Annotated in this window: 16 protein-coding genes and 1 pseudogene; 11 read left to right on the top strand and 6 right to left on the bottom strand. The window is 65.4% G+C overall.

Annotated features, from left to right (window positions below):
• Window positions 1–36: 36 nt before the first annotated feature.
• From ABGV18_RS06205 to ABGV18_RS06195, 3 genes are read left to right on the top strand one after another with little or no spacing between them, the layout of a single operon-like run.
• On the top strand, window positions 37–1,557 hold the full coding sequence (locus ABGV18_RS06205; RefSeq protein WP_396585276.1) for an NADH-quinone oxidoreductase subunit M: 1,521 nt from the start codon (window positions 37–39) through the stop codon (window positions 1,555–1,557).
• A 10-nt stretch (window positions 1,558–1,567) separates the two neighbouring features.
• A complete protein-coding gene (gene nuoN / locus ABGV18_RS06200; protein WP_396585275.1) occupies window positions 1,568–3,004 on the top strand; it encodes an NADH-quinone oxidoreductase subunit NuoN in 1,437 nt (478 codons plus the stop codon).
• Window positions 3,005–3,040: 36 nt separating this feature from the next.
• Window positions 3,041–3,358 (top strand): DUF2818 family protein, encoded by a 318-nt coding sequence (locus tag ABGV18_RS06195; protein WP_396585274.1) that lies wholly within the window; start codon window positions 3,041–3,043, stop codon window positions 3,356–3,358.
• Between the two features lie 210 nt (window positions 3,359–3,568).
• Here ABGV18_RS06195 and ABGV18_RS06190 read toward each other — a convergent pair whose 3' ends face one another.
• Genes ABGV18_RS06190 through mutS form a run of 5 tightly spaced genes read right to left on the bottom strand, consistent with a single transcriptional unit; the run spans window position 3,569 to window position 10,542 of the window.
• A complete protein-coding gene (locus ABGV18_RS06190) occupies window positions 3,569–5,638 on the bottom strand; it encodes a site-specific recombinase (protein ID WP_396585273.1) in 2,070 nt (689 codons plus the stop codon).
• 40 nt (window positions 5,639–5,678) lie between these two features.
• Window positions 5,679–6,305 carry a DUF489 family protein gene (locus tag ABGV18_RS06185; RefSeq protein ID WP_396585272.1) on the bottom strand — a complete coding sequence of 209 codons (627 nt, stop codon included), beginning with the start codon at window positions 6,303–6,305 and terminating at the stop codon, window positions 5,679–5,681.
• A gap of 32 nt (window positions 6,306–6,337) precedes the next feature.
• Entirely contained in the window at window positions 6,338–7,465 is a 1,128-nt protein-coding gene (gene mnmA, locus ABGV18_RS06180) for a tRNA 2-thiouridine(34) synthase MnmA (RefSeq protein ID WP_396585271.1), read from the bottom strand.
• Window positions 7,465–7,920: an NUDIX domain-containing protein gene (locus ABGV18_RS06175; protein ID WP_396585270.1), complete on the bottom strand. Its 456-nt coding sequence runs from the start codon at window positions 7,918–7,920 to the stop codon at window positions 7,465–7,467. Before ABGV18_RS06175 ends, mnmA begins: the two co-directional genes overlap by 1 nt.
• Before the next feature lie 33 nt (window positions 7,921–7,953).
• Window positions 7,954–10,542, bottom strand: a complete 2,589-nt coding sequence (gene mutS, locus ABGV18_RS06170; protein WP_396585269.1) for a DNA mismatch repair protein MutS — start codon at window positions 10,540–10,542, stop codon at window positions 7,954–7,956.
• A gap of 157 nt (window positions 10,543–10,699) precedes the next feature.
• On the opposite strand from mutS, the gene ABGV18_RS06165 reads away from it, so the two are divergent.
• The 8 genes from ABGV18_RS06165 (at window position 10,700) to ABGV18_RS06130 (ending at window position 18,357) form a co-directional block, all read left to right on the top strand.
• The gene (locus ABGV18_RS06165; protein WP_396585268.1) at window positions 10,700–11,368 is read left to right on the top strand and encodes a nicotinamide-nucleotide amidohydrolase family protein; all 669 of its coding nucleotides are present in this window, start codon (window positions 10,700–10,702) and stop codon (window positions 11,366–11,368) included.
• A gap of 6 nt (window positions 11,369–11,374) precedes the next feature.
• Window positions 11,375–11,935 carry a 1,6-anhydro-N-acetylmuramyl-L-alanine amidase AmpD gene (gene ampD / locus ABGV18_RS06160; RefSeq protein ID WP_396585267.1) on the top strand — a complete coding sequence of 187 codons (561 nt, stop codon included), beginning with the start codon at window positions 11,375–11,377 and terminating at the stop codon, window positions 11,933–11,935.
• 40 nt (window positions 11,936–11,975) lie between these two features.
• A complete protein-coding gene (gene ampE, locus ABGV18_RS06155; protein ID WP_396585266.1) occupies window positions 11,976–12,887 on the top strand; it encodes a regulatory signaling modulator protein AmpE in 912 nt (303 codons plus the stop codon).
• Window positions 12,888–13,017: 130 nt separating this feature from the next.
• Window positions 13,018–13,224: a DUF3185 family protein gene (locus ABGV18_RS06150; protein WP_396585265.1), complete on the top strand. Its 207-nt coding sequence runs from the start codon at window positions 13,018–13,020 to the stop codon at window positions 13,222–13,224.
• Between the two features lie 157 nt (window positions 13,225–13,381).
• The gene (locus ABGV18_RS06145; protein ID WP_396581974.1) at window positions 13,382–14,011 is read left to right on the top strand and encodes a histidine phosphatase family protein; all 630 of its coding nucleotides are present in this window, start codon (window positions 13,382–13,384) and stop codon (window positions 14,009–14,011) included.
• On the top strand, window positions 14,008–15,192 hold the full coding sequence (locus tag ABGV18_RS06140) for a hypothetical protein (RefSeq protein ID WP_396581973.1): 1,185 nt from the start codon (window positions 14,008–14,010) through the stop codon (window positions 15,190–15,192). The genes ABGV18_RS06145 and ABGV18_RS06140 overlap by 4 nt, the downstream gene beginning before the upstream one ends.
• Window positions 15,189–16,985, top strand: a complete 1,797-nt coding sequence (recJ, locus tag ABGV18_RS06135; protein ID WP_396581972.1) for a single-stranded-DNA-specific exonuclease RecJ — start codon at window positions 15,189–15,191, stop codon at window positions 16,983–16,985. The genes ABGV18_RS06140 and recJ overlap by 4 nt, the downstream gene beginning before the upstream one ends.
• Before the next feature lie 238 nt (window positions 16,986–17,223).
• A complete protein-coding gene (locus ABGV18_RS06130) occupies window positions 17,224–18,357 on the top strand; it encodes a hypothetical protein (protein ID WP_396585264.1) in 1,134 nt (377 codons plus the stop codon).
• A 141-nt stretch (window positions 18,358–18,498) separates the two neighbouring features.
• Here the strand turns inward: ABGV18_RS06130 and ABGV18_RS06125 are convergent.
• A pseudogene (locus ABGV18_RS06125) lies at window positions 18,499–18,687 on the bottom strand (SLC13 family permease); the annotation flags it as partial.

Below are 18,687 nucleotides of genomic sequence, written 5' to 3'. Positions count from 1 at the left end.
CGCCCATACCGATAACAAGCGAAGGATAACGGTTCGATGCTGACCTCCTGGCCCATACTGAGCCTGCTCGTCTGGTTGCCGATCGCGGCAGGCCTTGCCGTCATGCTGTTCGGCGAACGGCGTGCCACCTCGGCGCGCTGGTTCGCGCTGATCGTCTCCGTCGTGGTCTTCGTGATCAGCCTCGGCCTGATCGTGGGCTTCAACACCCAGACCGCCGCGATGCAGTTCGTCGAGCACCTGCCGTGGATTCCGGCCTTCGGCATCAACTACGCGCTGGGCGTCGACGGCATCTCGATGCCGCTGATCGTGCTGACCACCTTCACCACCATCCTCGTGGTGGTCGCCGCCTGGGAAGTGATCAAGGACAAGGCCCACCAGTACCTGGCCGCGTTCCTGATCATGGAAGGGATGATGAACGGCACCTTCGCCGCGATGGACGCCATCGTCTTCTACTTCTTCTTCGAGGCCATGCTGATCCCGATGTTCATCATCATCGGGATCTGGGGTGGCCCGCAGCGGGTGTACGCGACGATCAAGTTCTTCCTGTACACCTTCCTCGGCTCGGTGTTCATGCTGGTCGCGCTGATCTACATGTACTTCCAGGCCGGCAGCTTCGCCATCCCGGTGCTGCACGAATTGCCGCTGACGCTGACCGAGCAGATCCTGATCTTCCTGGCGTTCCTGATTGCCTTCGCGGTCAAGATCCCCATGTGGCCGGTGCACACCTGGTTGCCGGATGCGCACGTCGAGGCGCCCACCGGCGGCTCGGTCATCCTGGCGGCGATCATGCTCAAGATCGGTGGTTACGGCTTTCTGCGCTTCTCGCTGCCAATGACGCCGGACGCCGCGGCGACGCTCGACTGGCTGGTGATCGCGCTGTCGCTGATCGCGATCGTCTACATCGGCCTAGTGGCAATGGTCCAGTCGGACATGAAGAAACTGGTCGCCTACTCGTCGATCTCGCACATGGGCTTTGTCACCCTCGGCCTGTTCTTGATCTACATGATCGTTGCCAATCCGGACAACACCTCGGCCAGTGGCGTGACCCTGGCGCTCGAGGGCGCGATGGTGCAGATGATCTCCCATGGCCTGATCTCCGCGGCGATGTTCCTCTCGATCGGCGTGCTCTACGACCGGCTGCACAGCCGTGACATCTCGGCCTATGGCGGGGTGGTCAACACGATGCCGTGGTTCGGCGCGCTGGTGGTCTTGTTCGCGATGGCCAACGTCGGCCTGCCGGGCACCTCGGGCTTCGTCGGCGAGTTCATGGTCATCCTCGCGGCGTTCAAGGCGAACTTCTGGATTGCGTTCGCCGCGGCCCTCACCCTGATCATCGGTGCGGCCTACACCCTGTGGATGGTCAAGCGCGTGATCTTCGGCGAGGTGAAAAATGAAGGGGTGAAGACCCTTCAAGACCTGAACTTCCGCGAGGCCTGGATGCTGGGTGTGCTCGCATTCCTGATCGTGTTGATCGGCGTCTGGCCGAACCCGCTGGTCGAGGTCATGCACGCCTCGATCGAGAACCTGGCGCAACAGGCGCTGACCACCAAGTTGTAAGACGTTCCCTATGACACTCGCCTCACTGAACCTGCAACCGGTCCTTCCCGAAATCGTCCTCGCGGCGATGGCGTGCCTGATCCTGCTCGTCGATCCGTTCCTGCCCAAGCGCGGGCCGACGGTGAGCTTCGTGCTCTCCATCCTCACCCTGGTCGCGCTGTTCGTGATCACGCTGGTGCAGATGGATGACAGCGTGCGGATGAGCTTCGGCGACATGGTGGTCAACGATCCCATGGCCGATCTGATGAAGCTGGTGGTCTACGTGCTGGTCGCGGCGGTGTTCGTCATCTCGCGCACCTACCTGCGCCAGCGCGGCATCGACAAGGGCGAGTACTACATGCTCGGCCTGTTCGGCGTGCTGGGGATGATGATCACCATCTCCTCGAACCACCTGCTGCTGCTCTATCTCGGCCTGGAGCTGATGTCGCTCGCGCTGTATGCCATGACCGCCTTTAAGCGTGACGACGGTCGCGCCTCCGAGGCAGCGATGAAGTACTTCGTGCTGGGTGCACTGGCCTCGGGCATCTTGCTCTACGGCATGTCGCTGCTCTACGGCGTGACCGGTGACCTGACCCTGACCGCGATTGCCGAGTCGGTCGCCGGCGGTGAGGACTCGATGGCGCTCAAGGCCGCCTTGGTGCTCATCGTGGTCGGCGCGGTGTTCAAGATGGGCATCGCCCCGTTCCACATGTGGTTGCCCGACGTCTACGAAGGGGCGCCCACGGCCGTGACGCTGTATCTGGCCGCCGCACCGAAGGTCGCCGCGCTCGCCCTGGTGATGCGCCTGCTGGTCGATGGCATGGGGCCGTTGTTCGCCGACTGGCAGCCGATGCTGATCGTCGTGGCGATGCTGTCGATGGCGATCGGCAACGTGGTCGCCATTGCGCAGACCAGCTTCAAGCGGATGCTGACCTACTCGACCATCGGTCACGTCGGTTTCATCCTGCTGGGTGTGCTGGCCGGTACCAACGAGGGGTACGCCGCCGCGTTGTTCTACACCATCGCCTATGCCGTGATGACCATCGGTGGCTTCGGCATCATCTTGCTGCTGGCCCGCCAGGGCTTCGAGGCCGAGAGCATGGACGACCTGAAGGGGCTCAACGATCGTAGCCCGGTGATGGCATTCGTCTTCCTGTTGCTGATGTTCTCGATGGCCGGCATCCCGTTCACCTTCGGCTTCTGGGCGAAACTGGCCGTGCTGCAGTCGATCGTCGGGGTGGGCCTGTGGTGGCTCGCCACCTTCGCCGTGGTCACGGCGGTGATCGGGGCGTTCTACTACCTGCGCGCGGTCAAGATGGTCTACTTTGACCAGCCGGAGGACACCAGCCCCATCCAGGCCGATCTCAATGTACGAGGCGTGCTGGTGCTCAGCGGCGCCTCGATGCTGATCTTCGGCCTGTACCCGACCGGCCTGACCGCACTGACGGCCGGTGCCTTCGGACTGTAACCCGACACTCTCACACGCCATCGAAACGAGGCCTACATGATCGCCGACTGGATTATCGCGAGCTACCTGATCGGGCTGTTCGTCCTGGCGAACCTGCCGTTCATCAATCAGCGACTGTTCCTGGCGATCCCGGTGGTCGAGCCGGGCCGCCAAAAGTCGTTCTGGTGGCGGATCGTCGAATGGCTGGTCTACTTCGTCACCGGCATGGGCACGGGTCTCTATATCGAATACTCGATCGGCGGTATTGAGCCCAAGGGCTGGGAGTTCTGGGCCGTGTCGGCCTGCATCTTCGCCGTCTTCTCGGTGATCGGCTTTATCTGGCAGTACCAGTTGCGGAAACACCTACAGGTCTGACAGGTCCTTAGCCCGCCCGCGGGATCGCCTACGCATGAAAAACCGCCAGTCGAGCAAGGCTCACTGGCGGTTTTTCTTGTCTGGTTGCTTTGTCGTGTTGTCGCTACGACCTAAGCCGGAGGCGGTGGGCCTGCTCGGTCGTTTCCTTGTCCGTTGCCCCGCCGCCCCGTTGTCCGATGCGCGAAGGGGAGGGCGGCTTCTCACAGGCTGTCACTGGCGGCCTGTCGATTGATCGCCGGGCTGCTCGCTGGATGCGGATTCCGGTTCGGCACTGTCGGACGCCGCATCCGGTGATTCGACATTAGGCCCGGCGGGTGGATAGACCAGGCTTGCCGGGCGCTCACGGATCAGTTGCCAGTACGCCCGCGCAAGGTTGCGGGGCCGGGCGATGCGGGTACCGCGCGCCCGCAGGGCGACGTTGAGCGCCAGGGCGAAGCTCACCGTGAGGTTGACCGCGCCGATCAGCAGCACGAAGCCCAGCAACAGGACGAACATCAGCGGCCCGACGAACTCGTGCGACATCGCGTAGCCCAGATCCGCCGACGAGAAGGCGACGTGGCGAATGTCGAGTGGCAGGCCAAGCAGGTAGCCCACATAGCCGGTAGAGCCGAGCATCACGCCGAAGGCGAAGTTGCTGATCAGGGCGCCGTAATGGCCATCGATGTAGGCAGCCAGCCGGTGACGGGCTCCCTGCGGCAGCAAACGTTGCAGCAGCGGGTGTTCACGCAGCCGCGCTTCAAGGCCCAGATACGCGGCCCGGTTGTCGAAAAACCCCGCGATCAGGCCCGAGAGGAAGAGCCAGACGCCGGCAATGGCGGCATAGAACAGGGCCAGGCCGGTCACGGGATTGATGCCCTCGAGCATGTACGCGGCCCGTTCCGGGCCAATCAGGGTGACACCCGCCTGCTGTTGCCAGAACCACGCGATCAGGTAGGCAAGCGTAAGTGCGGCAATGACGTTGCCGGCGATGGCGACGAACTGGGTGCGTCCCACGCGCAGCAGGAGATCGGCGAGCTTGCGGGGGTTTGCCCGGCCGTGTTCGCCCTGTTCGACCTGCTCGGCGATGCTCGCCGCCGTCATCGCCGGCTGCTTGGTGGCCACGGTTCCGTGCAGGATGTGAATCAGGACGAAGCCCAGCCCGTAATTGAGACTCACCAGCACGGTTTCAGAGAGGCGCGCAAAGTCGCTCTCCAGGATGTGAATCTTCAGTAGCGCCATCATGGCGATGATCAGCCCGCCGGCCAGCCCCGAGGCCAGCATTCGGTAGTAGGCGGGTCGGTCGCCAGCGATGTAGTGTTCGCCCTTGTCACTGGCGTTCTCGGTGACGCTGCGCGCGAGTTGACGCACGCTGCGGCGGATCAGCGGGCGGATACCGCGACGTTCGGAGCTGGCCTCGACCAGCTCGGTGAACAGGGCCGTCGATCGTGCGTTGCACTGCTCGCATGCCTTGGGATCGAGGATGTCGAGTAGTCGTTCGATCCGATCGATGGTCTGGCCGAGTCGCTCCAGCAGATGGGTCAACGCGATACTGGTCCCACGCGTGACCGCGCGGCGTTGCAGGCGTTCGATTTCCTCGGTGCATTGCTCGAGCAGGACCCGGATGTGGGCATCGTCGTGGAAGTCCTCGAGCTTGCCGTCCATCCAGCCGCCGTAGTCGCGCACGTACGCGCCCACTTCTCGCTGCAGGGCGATGAAACTGGAATCGCGTGTCGCCATGCTCGGGTCGAGCCGCAGGATGTCGGGCTCGAACTCCTCGGCGGCGATCCAGATGGCGAGCATCTCCACGGCGTAAAGCGTCTCGCGCGTGAGCCGATCCCTGCCTTTCTGGCCGGCGTCGTCCGGCGACCAGGGCCAGAGCGCCCGCATCAGCCTCACCCAGCAGGCCGGCGGCACCTGTGCCACCCAGTCACCATCATCGGCCTCGTGGAATGCGAGGTAGAACACGTCACGCACGCTCATCGGGTCGGCCGGTGCCGGATTCAGGCGCTCGTAGACCCGCTGGCCCAGCTCCCGCAGGAAGCCGCGTCGCGAGAACAGGCCGAGGCCGGCCAGGATCTGGAAGAATCGCGCCTCGTCGAGCCAATCCCCGAGGCGCTCATGAAGGGCCGCCTGCACACTGGGGTTTGCCTCCAGCGTCGCCTGCAATTGATCGATGCGTTCGATTGCCGCCGAGGCATCCTCGTCCGAACCGGGACGCAACCAGTCGATGGTGGCAACCAGCGTGCCGACCGGATCGTCCGCGTGGCGTTCGGTGAGCATCCGGAGCAGCTGTTCGGGCATGCGATGATCCTGTGAAAAGGGCGGCCGGTTGTCGGGCGGTTCAGAGGTGCCGAACGATTTCCTCGGCACGGGCCAGGTACTTGCCGCGCTGGAAAAGCAGGCGCCAGCGTCGGCCACCGACCTGGTCGAACAGGATGGTGGCACGCACCCCGGCGAGCAGCAGTCCGCGTACCGACGAGGAGATGGCCATGTCCTCGAGGTGATGCTTCTCGCCGTTGATGACGAACTTTTGCGGCAGGTTGCTCAGGGTGCCGCGGTAGAGGTTGTTCAGATCGGCCATCAGGCCACTGTCGGCGCCGTGCTGATCGAAGGCCGGCTTGAGTTCCTCGAGTCGGCTGAACAATTTGCCGGCCATCTCGTCATCGCGACGAAAGGCCTTGGTCACGGCAAACAGCGTGACCAGGTAGCGGGTCAACTCGAGATCACGCGGCGCGCGCGAGTTGCCGGCCAGCAGTTCGGTCAGGCGCGTCATGCCGAAGCGCACCCCGGGCAGGCCGCCGTAGATGCTGGCCGTGTCGGGCGCGTCGAAAGCGAACAGCGAACCAATGCTCCCCTCTAACGCCTGTTGATCGGCGACACGCCCTTCGTAGGCGAGCGTCTGGATCAACTGGACGGCCTGGGTCATGCCGGCCATGGCGATCAATTGGTCGTCGGTATCTTGTGCCATGCGTCCTGAATCGGTTGGATGAGTGTCGAGAGTCAGTCCCGGGGCAGGGCGCGGGTAATCACCGCACCGCCCAGACAGATGGGTCCATCATAGAACACCACCGACTGGCCGGGGGTGATGGCCCGTTGTGGCTCGGCGAACGTGGCGATCAGGCGATCGCCCGTCTGCTCGATGCTGACTGCCTGATCGGGCTGACGGTAGCGGATCTTGGCGCTCATTGGCCGGTCGGTCGGTGGCGGCTCGATCCAGTGGACCTGCTCGGCCTCCAGCCGGTCGGCGAACAGGGCCGGATGGTTCTTGCCCTGGGCGACCAGCAGCGTGTTGGTCTCGAGATCCTTGCCCACCACGTACCACGGCGCGTCGCCATGGGTTTTCGTGCCGCCGATGCCCAACCCCTGGCGCTGGCCGATGGTGTGGTACATCAGGCCCTGGTGGGTGCCCAGTCGTTCGCCGTCAAGGGTCTCGATCGGCCCTGGCTGGGCGGGCAGGTAGGTCTTGAGAAAATCGGCGAACCGACGCTCGCCGATGAAACAGATACCGGTCGAGTCCTTCTTGTCCGCCGTGACGAGATCATGGGCAGCGGCGATCTCGCGTACGCGCGGCTTTTCCAGCTCACCGACCGGGAAATAGGCTGCGCCGACCTGTTCGCGCGTCAATGCGTGCAGGAAGTAGCTCTGGTCCTTGTTGGCATCCACGCCGCGCGCCAGGTGCACGCCGGTCTCGTCGTCGAGCCGTCGTACATAGTGACCGGTGGCGATCGCATCGGCACCCAGCGCGCGGGCATGGTCGAGGAAGGCGCGGAACTTGATCTCGCGATTGCAGAGGATGTCCGGGTTGGGCGTGCGTCCGGCCTGGTATTCGGCCAGGAAGTGCTCGAAGACCCGGTCCCAGTACTCGGCGGCGAAATTGACGAAATGGAACTCGATGCCGAGCTTGTCGGCCACCGCCATGGCATCGAGCATGTCGTCCTTGGCGGCGCAGAAATCCTCGTCGTCGTCACCCTCCCAGTTCTTCATGAACAGGCCCTCGACGCGGTAGCCGGCCTGCTTGAGAAGCAGGGCGGCCACCGAGGAATCCACGCCGCCGGACATGCCCACCATGACGCGCGGGGCATCGGCCGGGGCCGGGGGGATCAGATTGTCGAAACGGGTATCGGTCATCAAAGCGAGTTCAGCAGGTCGAGGGGGTAGCGGCGCCCCCGTTCGAAGTCGCGGATCGCGGCGGTGACGAACGGCGAGCGGTGCGGCAGGGCCGAGCGCTCGATCGCCTCGCGGCTCATGAAGTGCGCGGCAAGGATGCCCTCGTCGAGGGGCTCGTCGTCCGGGGCATCGCCGATGTCGCCGATGATCGCCACCCGCAGCACGCGCCGACCCTGGTGCGGGTTGTCATGGTACAGCCCCAGCAGTTCGGTCGGCTCGAAGGCAAAGCGGGTCTCCTCGCGTACCTCGCGGATCACCGCCTCGAGCAGGGTTTCGCCCGGCTCGACGTGCCCGGCCGGCTGATTGAGGTAGCGCTGGCCGCGGATCCGTTCCTCGACGATCAGGTACTCGTCGTCACGGCGGGCGATGCCGGCCACGGTAAGAGAGACTAGCGGTCGGTCGGCGGATGATGGCATGGACTCAGTATATCTTTCGAAACAAGGGGCGGCTCAGAGGTCTTGCTCGCGGTGCGTCTTCCACTCGTAAAGCAGGTCGAGTGCGGCGCGCGGCGAGAGCTCGTCCGGATCGAGTGCGTCGATGGCCTCGAGCAACGGGTCGGGCTCGGGTTCGGCGATCTCGGTGGGCGCTTCGGCCGCGAACAGGTCCAGTTGCGGCACCTCGCCGCCGGCATGGGACTGCCACTCGAGTTTTTCCAGCAGCCCGCGCGCCCGCCGGATGGTGGGGCGGGGCAGGCCGGCCAGCCGGGCGACGTCGATGCCGTAGCTCTGGTTGGCCGGGCCGTCCTTCACCCCATGCAGGAACACCAGCTCGCCGTTGTGCGTGATCGCCTCGAGGTGCACGTTGATCAGCGTCTCGAACTGCTCGGAGAGCGTCGTCAGCTCGAAGTAGTGGGTGGCGAACAGCGTCATGGCGCGGTTCTTCTGCAACAGGTGCTCGGCGACCGCCCACGCCAGGGCCAGGCCGTCGAAGGTCGAGGTGCCCCGCCCGATCTCGTCGATCAGTACCAGCGAGCGCTCGGTGGCGTGATGCAGGATCTCCGCGGTCTCGGTCATCTCCACCATGAAGGTCGAGCGCCCCGAGGCCAGATCGTCGGAGGCGCCGATGCGGGTGAAGATGCGGTCGATGGGTCCGATCTCGGCCCCCTCGGCCGGCACGTGCGCCCCGGCATGGGCCAGCAGCACGATCAGCGCGGTCTGGCGCATGTAGGTCGACTTGCCGCCCATGTTCGGGCCGGTGATCAGCAGCATGCGCCGGTCCGGTGCCAGCTCGGCATCGTTGGGCACGAAGATCGCCTCGCTGTTGGCCTCGACCACCGGGTGGCGGCCCTGGCGGATATCCACGCCCAGTGCCTTGCGAAAGCGCGGTGCGTTCCAGCCGTGGCGTTCGGCGACATCGGCCAGCGCGGCCAGCGTGTCCAGATCCGCCAGGGCATTGGCACGCCGGCGCAACTCGCCCTGCTGACCGGCCAGGGTGACCAGCAGCCCCTCGAAGCATTCGCGCTCGCGGGCCAGCGATCGGTCGCGCGCCGTGAGCACCTCCTGCTCGAAGGTCTTGAGCGTGTCGTTGGTGTAGCGCTCGACGGACTTAAGCGTCTGGCGACGGGTGAAGGTCTCCGGCATGCGCGCCGACTGGCTGCGCGGCACCTCGAAGTAGTAGCCGTGGACGCGGTTGTAGGCGAGCTTGAGGTTGTCGATGCCCGACTGGCGCCGCGCGTCCTCTTCCATGGCGGTCAGCGTGGTGTCGGCGCGTTGGGACAGCCCGCGCAGTCGATCGAGCTCCTCGTCGAAGCCGACGGCGATCACCCCGCCGTCGCGCAGCCAGACCGAGGGCTTTTCGGCAATCGCGGCATCCAGCAATTCGCGCACCTCGGGCAGATCGGCCAGCTCGTCGATCAGCGTGGTCAGTAGCGGCTGGTCGCAGGCGGCAAGGGTGGCGGTCAGGGAGGGCAACTGGTGCAACGAGTCACGCAGGGCGGCCATATCGCGGGGCCGGGCCGTGCCCAGCACGATGCGCGTGGTGATCCGCTCGATGTCATTGACCTGTCGCAGGGCGTCGAACAGTGCGGCCGGCAGGTGGCGCTCGCGCAGCTCGCCGATCGCCTGGTGCCGGGCGGCGAGTGCGTCGTGATCGCGCAGCGGGCGGGCCAGCCACTCGCGCAGGCGGCGCGCGCCCATGCCGGTGGCCGTGCGGTCGAGCAGGCCGATCAACGCCCCGTCCGGGCGCCCCTGGCTGTCCTCGAACAGTTCCAGGTGGCGGCGGGTATGCACGTCGAGCAGCAGGGCATCACTGGTCTGCTCGACGGCCAGCCCGTCGATATGCCCGAGGTGCGTCTTCTGCGTGTCGTTGACGTACTGCCACAGCGCCCCGGCCGCGCCCAGGGCCGCGTCGAGAGACTGGCGGTTGTCGGCATGAATGCCGAAGCCGGCCAGATCCCGCGTGCCGAACTGGGCGCACAGCCGTTCGGTGGCCGTCTCACTCGAGAAGTGCCAGATCGGGCGTTCCCGGCTGAACCCCTCGGCGCGGAACAGGCTATCGGTCAACGCCTCGATGCGCAGCCCTTCGGGCAGCAGCAGTTCGCGCGGGTCGACGCGGGCCAGCTCGGTGGCCAACTCGTCCGGTCCGTTCGGCGCCATGATGGCGAAGTGGCCGCTGGAAAGGTCCAGGTGCGCCAGGCCGAGTCGTTCACGGCCCCGCGAACGGGTGCGCGCCACCGCCACCAGCCGATGGGCCTGGCGCTGTTCGAGCAGGGCCTCATCGGTGACGGTGCCCGGGGTGACCACCTTGACCACCTCGCGCTTCATCGGCCCCTTGGCCTGCACGTCGCCGACTTGCTCGCAGATGGCGACCGACTCGCCGGCCTTCAACAGGCGCGCCAGGTACGCCTCGTAGGCATGCACCGGCACGCCGGCCATCGGGATGGGTTCGCCGGCCGAGGTGCCGCGTTGGGTCAGGTTGAGATCGAGCAGCCTCGCTGCGTGACGGGCGTCCTCGAAAAACAGCTCGTAGAAATCGCCCATGCGATAGAACAGCAGCACGTCGGGGTAATCTTGTTTGATCCCGAGAAACTGCTGCATCATGGGGGTATGCGCGCCGAGAGGGTCGGTCTCTCCGGTCGTCTGGGAGGACGGGGCGGGGCGGGGCGATGTCGGTTTCGTCATGCGCGGCATTGTAACCAAAACCCGGCCCCCGGATTGCTTCGGGAGCAGCCGGCGTCACCAGGGACAAGCAAGCAGGATGGCCGAGCCAGAAGACGCCCAACCAATGCAGCGACCGCCCAACTGGACGGGCTTTGATGCGATGACCGACGACGGTCTCGATCGCCGCGCCCGTATCCAGTGTCTGGGCGAGGCCCTCCAGGCGCGTGGCCTGCACCTGGCCGTGGCCGAGTCCTGCACGGGTGGGCTGTTGGCGGCGAATCTGACCGAACGGGCCGGCAGCTCGGCCTGGTTCGAGGGCGGCTGGGTCACCTACAGCAACCGCGCGAAACAGCGTGACCTGGCGGTGCCGTCTTCCCTGTTCGCCGAGGTGGGCGCGGTGTCCGGCGAGGTGGTCACGGCGATGGCGCGCGGGGCGATCGAGCGGGCCGATGTCGATTACGCCGTCGCCATCAGTGGAGTGGCCGGGCCGGGGGGTGGCAGCGAGACCAAGCCGGTCGGCACGGTCTGGATCGCCTGGGGCTATCGCTCACCCGTCGACGCAGAGGTGACCGCGTCGGGCATCGTCGCCTTCGCGACCCGCTTTCGTTTCCCCGGCGACCGGCAGGCCGTGCGCGAGGCCACCGTCGACGTGGCATTACAAGGCCTCTGCGCGCATCAGGGCGGCAAGGCATGGAACGAACAAGTCGCCAGCGAGTGGTCGTCGGCCCACTGGCCGGCCGCCGCACTCAAATGGACTGAGGACTGATCCGCAATGAATATCGATCCCGCCACTCATCGCCTGGACAGCGTGCGCTATGTCCCTTCGCCCAACCACGATCTGCGTCCCCGCGACGAGCGCCTCGAACTGGTGGTGGTCCACGGCATCTCCCTGCCGCCGGGCGAGTTCGGCGGCACCGCCATCGAGCGGTTTTTCACCAATGACCTCGATCCGGCCGAGCACCCCTATTTCGATGAGATCCGTGATCTGCGGGTGTCCGCCCATGTCGTGATCTATCGTGACGGTTCGGTCACGCAGTTCGTCCCCTTCGATCGGCGCGCGTGGCATGCGGGGCAGTCGCGGTACGGCGAACGCACGCGCTGCAACGACTTCTCCATCGGCATCGAGCTCGAAGGGACCGACACAGAGCCCTACACCGCCGTGCAATACGAAGTGCTCGGCCAGGTGCTCGCCGCAATCAAGCACGCCTATCCAACGGTGCATGCCGTGCGTGGCCACAGTGACATCGCCCCGGGCCGCAAGATCGACCCCGGCCCGGCGTTCGACTGGGGGCACCTGGCTTCCCGACTGCCTGACGGACTTGCCACCGCATGACGTCCTTTCCATTCCCGCCAAACGTTGGGGTATCCACGCGATGAAACTCCTGATCCTGATACTCGTCATCGCCTTCGATCGATTCCTGGAATTGTTCCAGCGATGGCGGGCCGATCGTTGGCCGCATCGCGCCACGGTCGAGGTGTTCGACACGCTGGCCGGGATGATTGGCGCCACCGCGGCCCGGTTGATCGTCTGGCTGTTGCTGCCGTTGGTCTTGCTGGCGTGGCTCGGCCCCGGCGGTGACGGCTGGATCGGTTGGCTCGTATCGCTGGTCGTGCTGCTGCTGGTGATCACCCCGCGCAACACCTCCGAGATCAACCGGCAGTTGCTGGACGCGGCGGGCCGGGAGGATCAGGAGACGGTCGAGTCGGCCCGGGGGGTGCTGTTCGACGGCACGCCGGTCGATCCGGCCACGGCGACCACCCGCCAGACCGGCGAGCGCATCATCGTGCTGGCCTTCAGCGAATGGTTCCTGGTGCTGTTCTGGTTCGTGTTGCTCGGCCCGGCCGGCGCGCTCTTTTATCGGCTGACCGAGTGGCTGGCGCGCGAGAGCGATCCGGGAGATGCAGACGAGGCGAAGGCAGGCTGGTTACACCGCTGGCAGAAGAAGGCGCATGCGTTGCTCGTTGTACCGGCGGCCCCGGTGTTCACCGTGCTGATGCTCCTGGCGGGCTCGTTCCAGCGCGGGGTGAATGCCTGGCGTGGCGACCCGGTGCTGGGCCGCGAACACGGCGCCATGGATCGTTGGGAGGCCGGGTCGATCGGCCTGATCGCCCGGGTGGGTCACGCCGTGATCGACGTCGAGCGGGCCGACGAATGCCTCGACGAGAACGCCTGTCTCGCCGACCAGCGCGCCTGGTATCGAGCCGCCCACGCCATCGTGCTGCGTGCCTTGTTGTTCGGGTTGGCCCTGGTGGCCGTGCTCACCATGATCGGCTGGGTGCCGTGACCGAACGCCGGATTGGTCGCTTGCCGCTCTCTTTCGGCACGCGACCAATCCGGCAGGTTTCAGACGCCCAAGCAGTGGTTGGGACGACCGCCTACACTTGACCCGGTTTCCCGCTCCAGGAGTAATCGTCATGAAAACGCAGCAAATTATCGGCATCGCCCTGCTTGTACTGGGTCTCATCCTCCTCTTTTTCGGTTACCAGGCATCGCAAGGTCTGGAAGACCAACTTTCCGAGGCGTTCACCGGCGAGTACACCGACAACACCATGATCTACTGGATTGCCGGTGGCGTGAGCGTCGTTGTTGGGCTGGTCATGCTGGTTGCCGGCAAGAAGTGACACGGGTCGGATAACCTCCTTTCCGACCGACGGCGCCCGCCGTCGCTCACCGTTCGTCGCAAGCCGCTCTCACCGGATTGTGGCGAACCGAGCTTCCCGCTCGGCGACCCTCGCCCGGCTGTTAGACTCTCGCCTCGAATTCGAACCCCGAGCGTCCATGCCCTCTCAAACCACCCGACTCGACCTGATTCGCCACGGCGAACCCGTCGGCGGCCGCCGCTTTCGTGGCGATGCCGTCGACGACCCGTTGAGCGACCTTGGCTGGCAGCAACTCGAGCGACGCCTGGAAATGCTCGAGGCGCGCGGGTTGGCCGATTGGGACGTGGTCGCCACCTCGCCGCTGCGTCGCTGCAAGGCCTTCGCCGCATCGGTCGCCGAGCGCCGCGGACTACAACTGGTCGTCGACCCGGACTTGCGCGAGATCGGCTTTGGCCCCTGGGAGGGCTTGCGGCATGCCGAGATCCCCGAGCGCTACCCCGAACAGCACGCCGCCTTTCTCGCCGACCCGGTCGACGGCCGTCCGCCCGGCAGCGAGCCAATGGCCGATTTCTTCGAGCGCGTCACACGCGGGCTTGCCCGCCTGGAGACCAATCACGCCGGCCAGTCCGTGCTGGTGCTCTCGCACGCGATTGTCATGCGGGTCGCCTGCGCCTGGGTGCTGAACGCGCCAATGGCGGCGATCGCGCACGTGGAGACGGAATACGCCGCCATGCTCTCCATTCGCCACAACCACCGCGGCCGGCGGTTGCTTGGTCTGGATAATGCCTTGCTGGGTGACGAGGCGTGACGCGCGGAATCGTTGACGTGGAACTGGGTGTACTGGGCCTTGACCCGCTCGACGCATCGGGCGATGACCAGAGCGGCTTTTCGCACCCCGTCTGGACCTGGCCGAGAGAGGGTCTGGATGCCCCCGAGGCGGGCGAGCGCCCGTTGCCCCATCTGCTCGGTGGCCGGTTCCAGCGTGGTTTATTGACCGTCGAAGGCCCTGACGATATCGCCTGTGACGATCCCGATGCGCTCGCGCTGGCGGCCGTGGACGAGACCGGGTCCGCCGATACGCCGCTTGCCATCACCGCCCCCGATTATCCCCTGGCCCGCGCCCTGGGCGACTGGCGCCTTGCCGGCGGCACACGCGCCGGGTTTGCCCAACAAGTGGCCGAGTGGCGTGCGCAGGGTTTCGAGCGGCTGCTGTGTTTCGACCCGGTTCACCTCAAGCCCGAGACCGATCACGCCATCACCCTCGGCCCCCGCTATCTCGCGTTGACCGAGGGGGAGCTCGACGGGTTGCTATCCAAGCTCAACCCGTGGCTGGCCGAAGACGGCATGCAGGCCATTCGCCTGGGTCGCCAGCTCTACCTGCTGGCCCAATTGCGCCCGGAAGGGATCGGCCCGGCGAACGCGGCCCTCACGCGGGGCGGGGCGCCTCTGGCCTGCCTGTTGAACCGCAACGCCGGCGTGTTTATCGACGAGGAACACAGTGACCCCTTGCTGCGCCAATGGCTGACCGAGTTGCAGATGTGGCTCTACCCCCAACCGCTCAACGACCGCCGCGCCGCCCACGGCCAACCCATTCTGAGCAGCTTCTGGCCGCATGGGCTGAGTGCCCTGACCGATGAACTGCCGTCACCGCCCGTCGGGGAGCGGCTGATCCTGACCGACTCGCCGGCCGTGCTCGCCACGTTCGAGGCCAACCCGTGGCGAGACGACGAGGTGGCGGCCACAAGCGAGGCGATCCGTGCCGGCAGGCCCGTGCGCGTGCTACTGACCGAGGCGGCGTGGTGCCGCCTGGAGGGCGATCTGGGGGGCTTCCAGGAAGAGCTGACTTCTATCGATGCCTGGCTCGAGGGACTGCAGGCCGAGTGTCCAGGCGTGCGCATTCGCCTAGATGATGGTCAGGGCGGGGTATGGCAGCCGGAATCGTCGCTGAGACGTGCCTGGCGCCGGCTGCTCCAGCGGGTGGGTCGATGACCACTGAGATAAAAGCCGGCCCCAAGGCCGCGCGCGTTCTGGGTGTCGCCAGCATCCGGCGACGCCCCGCGGGCGAACCCACCGAGGCCTTGGCACATCTCAACCCGCGGCTGGCCCGCGTGCTCGCCGCGCGGGGCATTACCGAGGCCGCACAACTCGATCATCGACTGCAGGCGGTCCTCCCGCCCGCCGGCCTGCCGGATCTGGACGAGGCCGCTCGACTGGTCAGCGATGCCATCGAGCGCCACGAATCCATCCTGATCGTCGGTGACTTCGATGCCGACGGCGCCACTGCCACGGCGCTGTGCCTGCGTGGCCTGCGTGCCATGGGAGCCGAGCAGGTCGACTTCCTGATCCCCGATCGCCAGCGCCACGGTTATGGCCTGAGCCCGGCGTTGCTGGACGAACTCGACACGCCACCGGCGTTGATCCTCACCGTCGACAACGGCATCAGCGCCCACGCCGGGGTCGCCGCCGCGAAGGCCGCCGGGTCGCGCGTGGTGGTCACCGACCATCACCTGCCGGGCGAGACGCTCCCCGCCGCCGATGCCATCGTCAATCCCAACCGCGCCGATGCGGCCTTCGGCTCGACGGCGCTGGCGGGCGTCGGCGTGGCTTTCTACCTGCTTGCCGCCGTACGTGGCGAGCTCGACCGGCGTGGCTGGTTCGCCACGCGTCAGCGGCCCAATCTTGCCAACTGGCTGGATCTCGTGGCCCTGGGCACCATCGCCGACGTGGTCGAACTCGATGCCAACAACCGGCGCCTGGTTGCCCAGGGCCTGGCCCGCATCCGCTCCCACGCCTGCGCGCCGGGCATCCTGGCGCTGTTTGCCGTCGCCGGGCGTGACCCGCGCGAGGCCCGGTCGAGCGATCTGGGCTTTGCCATCGGTCCGCGCCTGAACGCCGCCGGGCGGTTGGAGAACATGCGGCTTGGCGTCGAATGCCTGCTCGCCGATGATGCGGCCGAGGCCCGCCGACTGGCCGGCACGCTCGATCAGATCAACCGGCAACGTCGCGACGTCGAGGCCAACATGCTCGACACCGTCGCCGCCGACCTCGATCGAGCGATGGCCGGGCAGGGCGATACGCCGCCGTCAAACCCGGCCGACTGGGTGCGCTTCGATCCGGGCTTTCATCCCGGCGTGATCGGCATCGTCGCCGGGCGCTTGAAAACCCGCTGGGTGCGCCCCGTGTTCGTCTTCGCCCCGGCCGAGGTCGGTACAAACGACGGCCGGCTCAAGGGCTCCGGTCGCTCGATATCCGGCATCCACCTGCGCGACCTGCTGGTCGAGATCGACGCCCGACACCCCGGCCTGATCGACGGCTTCGGCGGACACGCCATGGCCGCCGGCCTGTCCCTTGATCGCAACCGACTCGATGCCTTTCGTCAGGCCTTCACGCAGGCCGTCGCTCGTCACCACGACCGGCTACCCGATGGCCGCGAAGTGATCACCGACGGCCCCCTGGAAGCCGCCGACCTCCACCTCGACTTCATCGACACCCTCGACCACCACGGTCCCTGGGGCACCGGCTTTCCCGAACCGCTGTTCGACAACACCTTCGAAGTGCTCGAGAAAACCGCCCTGAAAGACGGCAAGCACTGGCGCCTGTCGGTGCGGCTGCTCGACCACCCGGATACCCGACCCGTCGACGCCATCTGGTTCCGCGCCCCCGATCCACTCCCCCCCGGCCGTCACTGGCAGATCGCCTACCGCCCCGTCGCCGACAGCTTCCGCGGCCGAAAGCGCCTCAAGCTGTTCGTCGAGACGGCGTTGCCTATTACCCCCGCCTGATCAGACGTGGTGCGCAAGAAGCGCTCCTTCGTGCTTTTACTAAGGGGCGAAACGTTCTGTTTTGCAGGGGGCAGACCCGGAATACGTCACCTGTGTAATGTCTTGATGCTGCGTGATCGGGGAAGAGCCGTCGATCGCTTTCCGGCCCGGATATTCCAATCTGACATAGGTGTTACACGCATGTTTGTGGTGTTCGTGTAACATATGGAGGAAGCCAAAACTCCACCGGTCTATTGTTATGAAAGGAAGCGATCATCAATCTCAGGCAGTTACCCCAGAAACGCATCACAGTTACCTGAAACGCGCGCGTTCGATTCTAAGACAGTTTTCCCAGGCACATGATGGGGTAGATCCCGAGGAAGAGCCGGAATGGTTTGAGTCCTGGTTCAATAATCACTTTCTGGCGGAGCGTGGCAAGGCTACCCAGCGGCAGTACCGAGCGGCAGTTCGGTATTACATCGAATTCCGTGGCGGCCGAACTGTCCTCAGCATTCGCGAAGGCAAAGAGCAAAGGGAATGGGAAAGCGATCGGGGAATAGACAGGCGTTTTACCAAGCCCAGTGGTACAAGTTCGGGGAAGGCAAAGCACATCAACCCTCGGGAATTGGTAAGCCTGTGCGGCGCACTGCGTAGTACGCGGTCCAAGAGCGCCCACCTTGCTGCCGACCTGTTGATTGCCGGATGTCAGTTCGGCCTACGGCCTAGCGAATGGGCGGAGGCTCAGTTCACGTTTTTCGATCGCCCGACTGATGCGACCGAGTGCGACAGCCGGCTTGTCGTCAGAAATGCCAAGGCGACCCAAGGGCGTTCGTTTGGCTCCCATCGAACTTTGCATTTCTCTCGCGGGTCGATTGAGCCCACGGATCTGAAAGTTTGTATGCGATGCAATTTGGCAATGAAAGTTCGTGCACTCAAACGACGCAGGGAGCGGCAGTCCGGGGATGAAGATGCAGACCCGTGCGGTCTTCGGGCGATTCAGCAAAGCCTAGCGCGGGCGAGAAAACTGCGCGGCTACAAGCGAAAGATCACGCTCTACAGTGCTCGCCATCAGTTTGCCGCGAATGCGAAGGCAGCCGGCCTCAAACCAACCGTAATCGCCGCCTTGATGGGGCATGGCAGCGACGAAACTGCTGCCCAGCACTATGGGAAACGGCGCAGTGGTCGGCGTGGCCGGGCTCTTGGCGTTGAACCGTCAGAGGAGGATGTCGAGGCGGTCGCAGCGATGAACGCTCCGGATAATTCCAAGGAGAAAGACTCGTCCAAAAACCAAGGCGAAAACACTGACGGTGAGAATCATGCTGAAGATAACTACTCAGATGACAATTTGATGATGGACCCACCCAGTCCGAGCAGCGGGCCGAGTACCTCTTAAATCCGGTAGGTGGAGTGGCCGCGCTTGATCGTGGTAGGGCAGTAGGCCTGTCTTTCGATTTTCTGACCACGGGTTTGGCAAATGCGGCGTGCCAATCCGGAGGCGAAAGTGACGGTGATTGGGGCCTCGGTTTTCGATCGATCAGAAAGGAAAGACGAGTGGAATCAAGATGATGACGGCCGCCGAGTAGACCACTGTCAGGGGCAGGCCGGTCCGTAAGTAATTCCCCATCCGGTACCGCCCGGTCGAATACACCATGAGATGCGTCTGATAGCCGAAGGGCACCAGAAAGCAGGCGCTAGCCCCGAATGCCACGGCCATGATGAAAGG

This window comes from Guyparkeria halopsychrophila, from assembly GCF_044582135.1.
Taxonomy (GTDB): Bacteria; Pseudomonadota; Gammaproteobacteria; order Halothiobacillales; family Halothiobacillaceae; genus Guyparkeria.
This window is presented reverse-complemented; position numbering and strand designations above follow the sequence as displayed.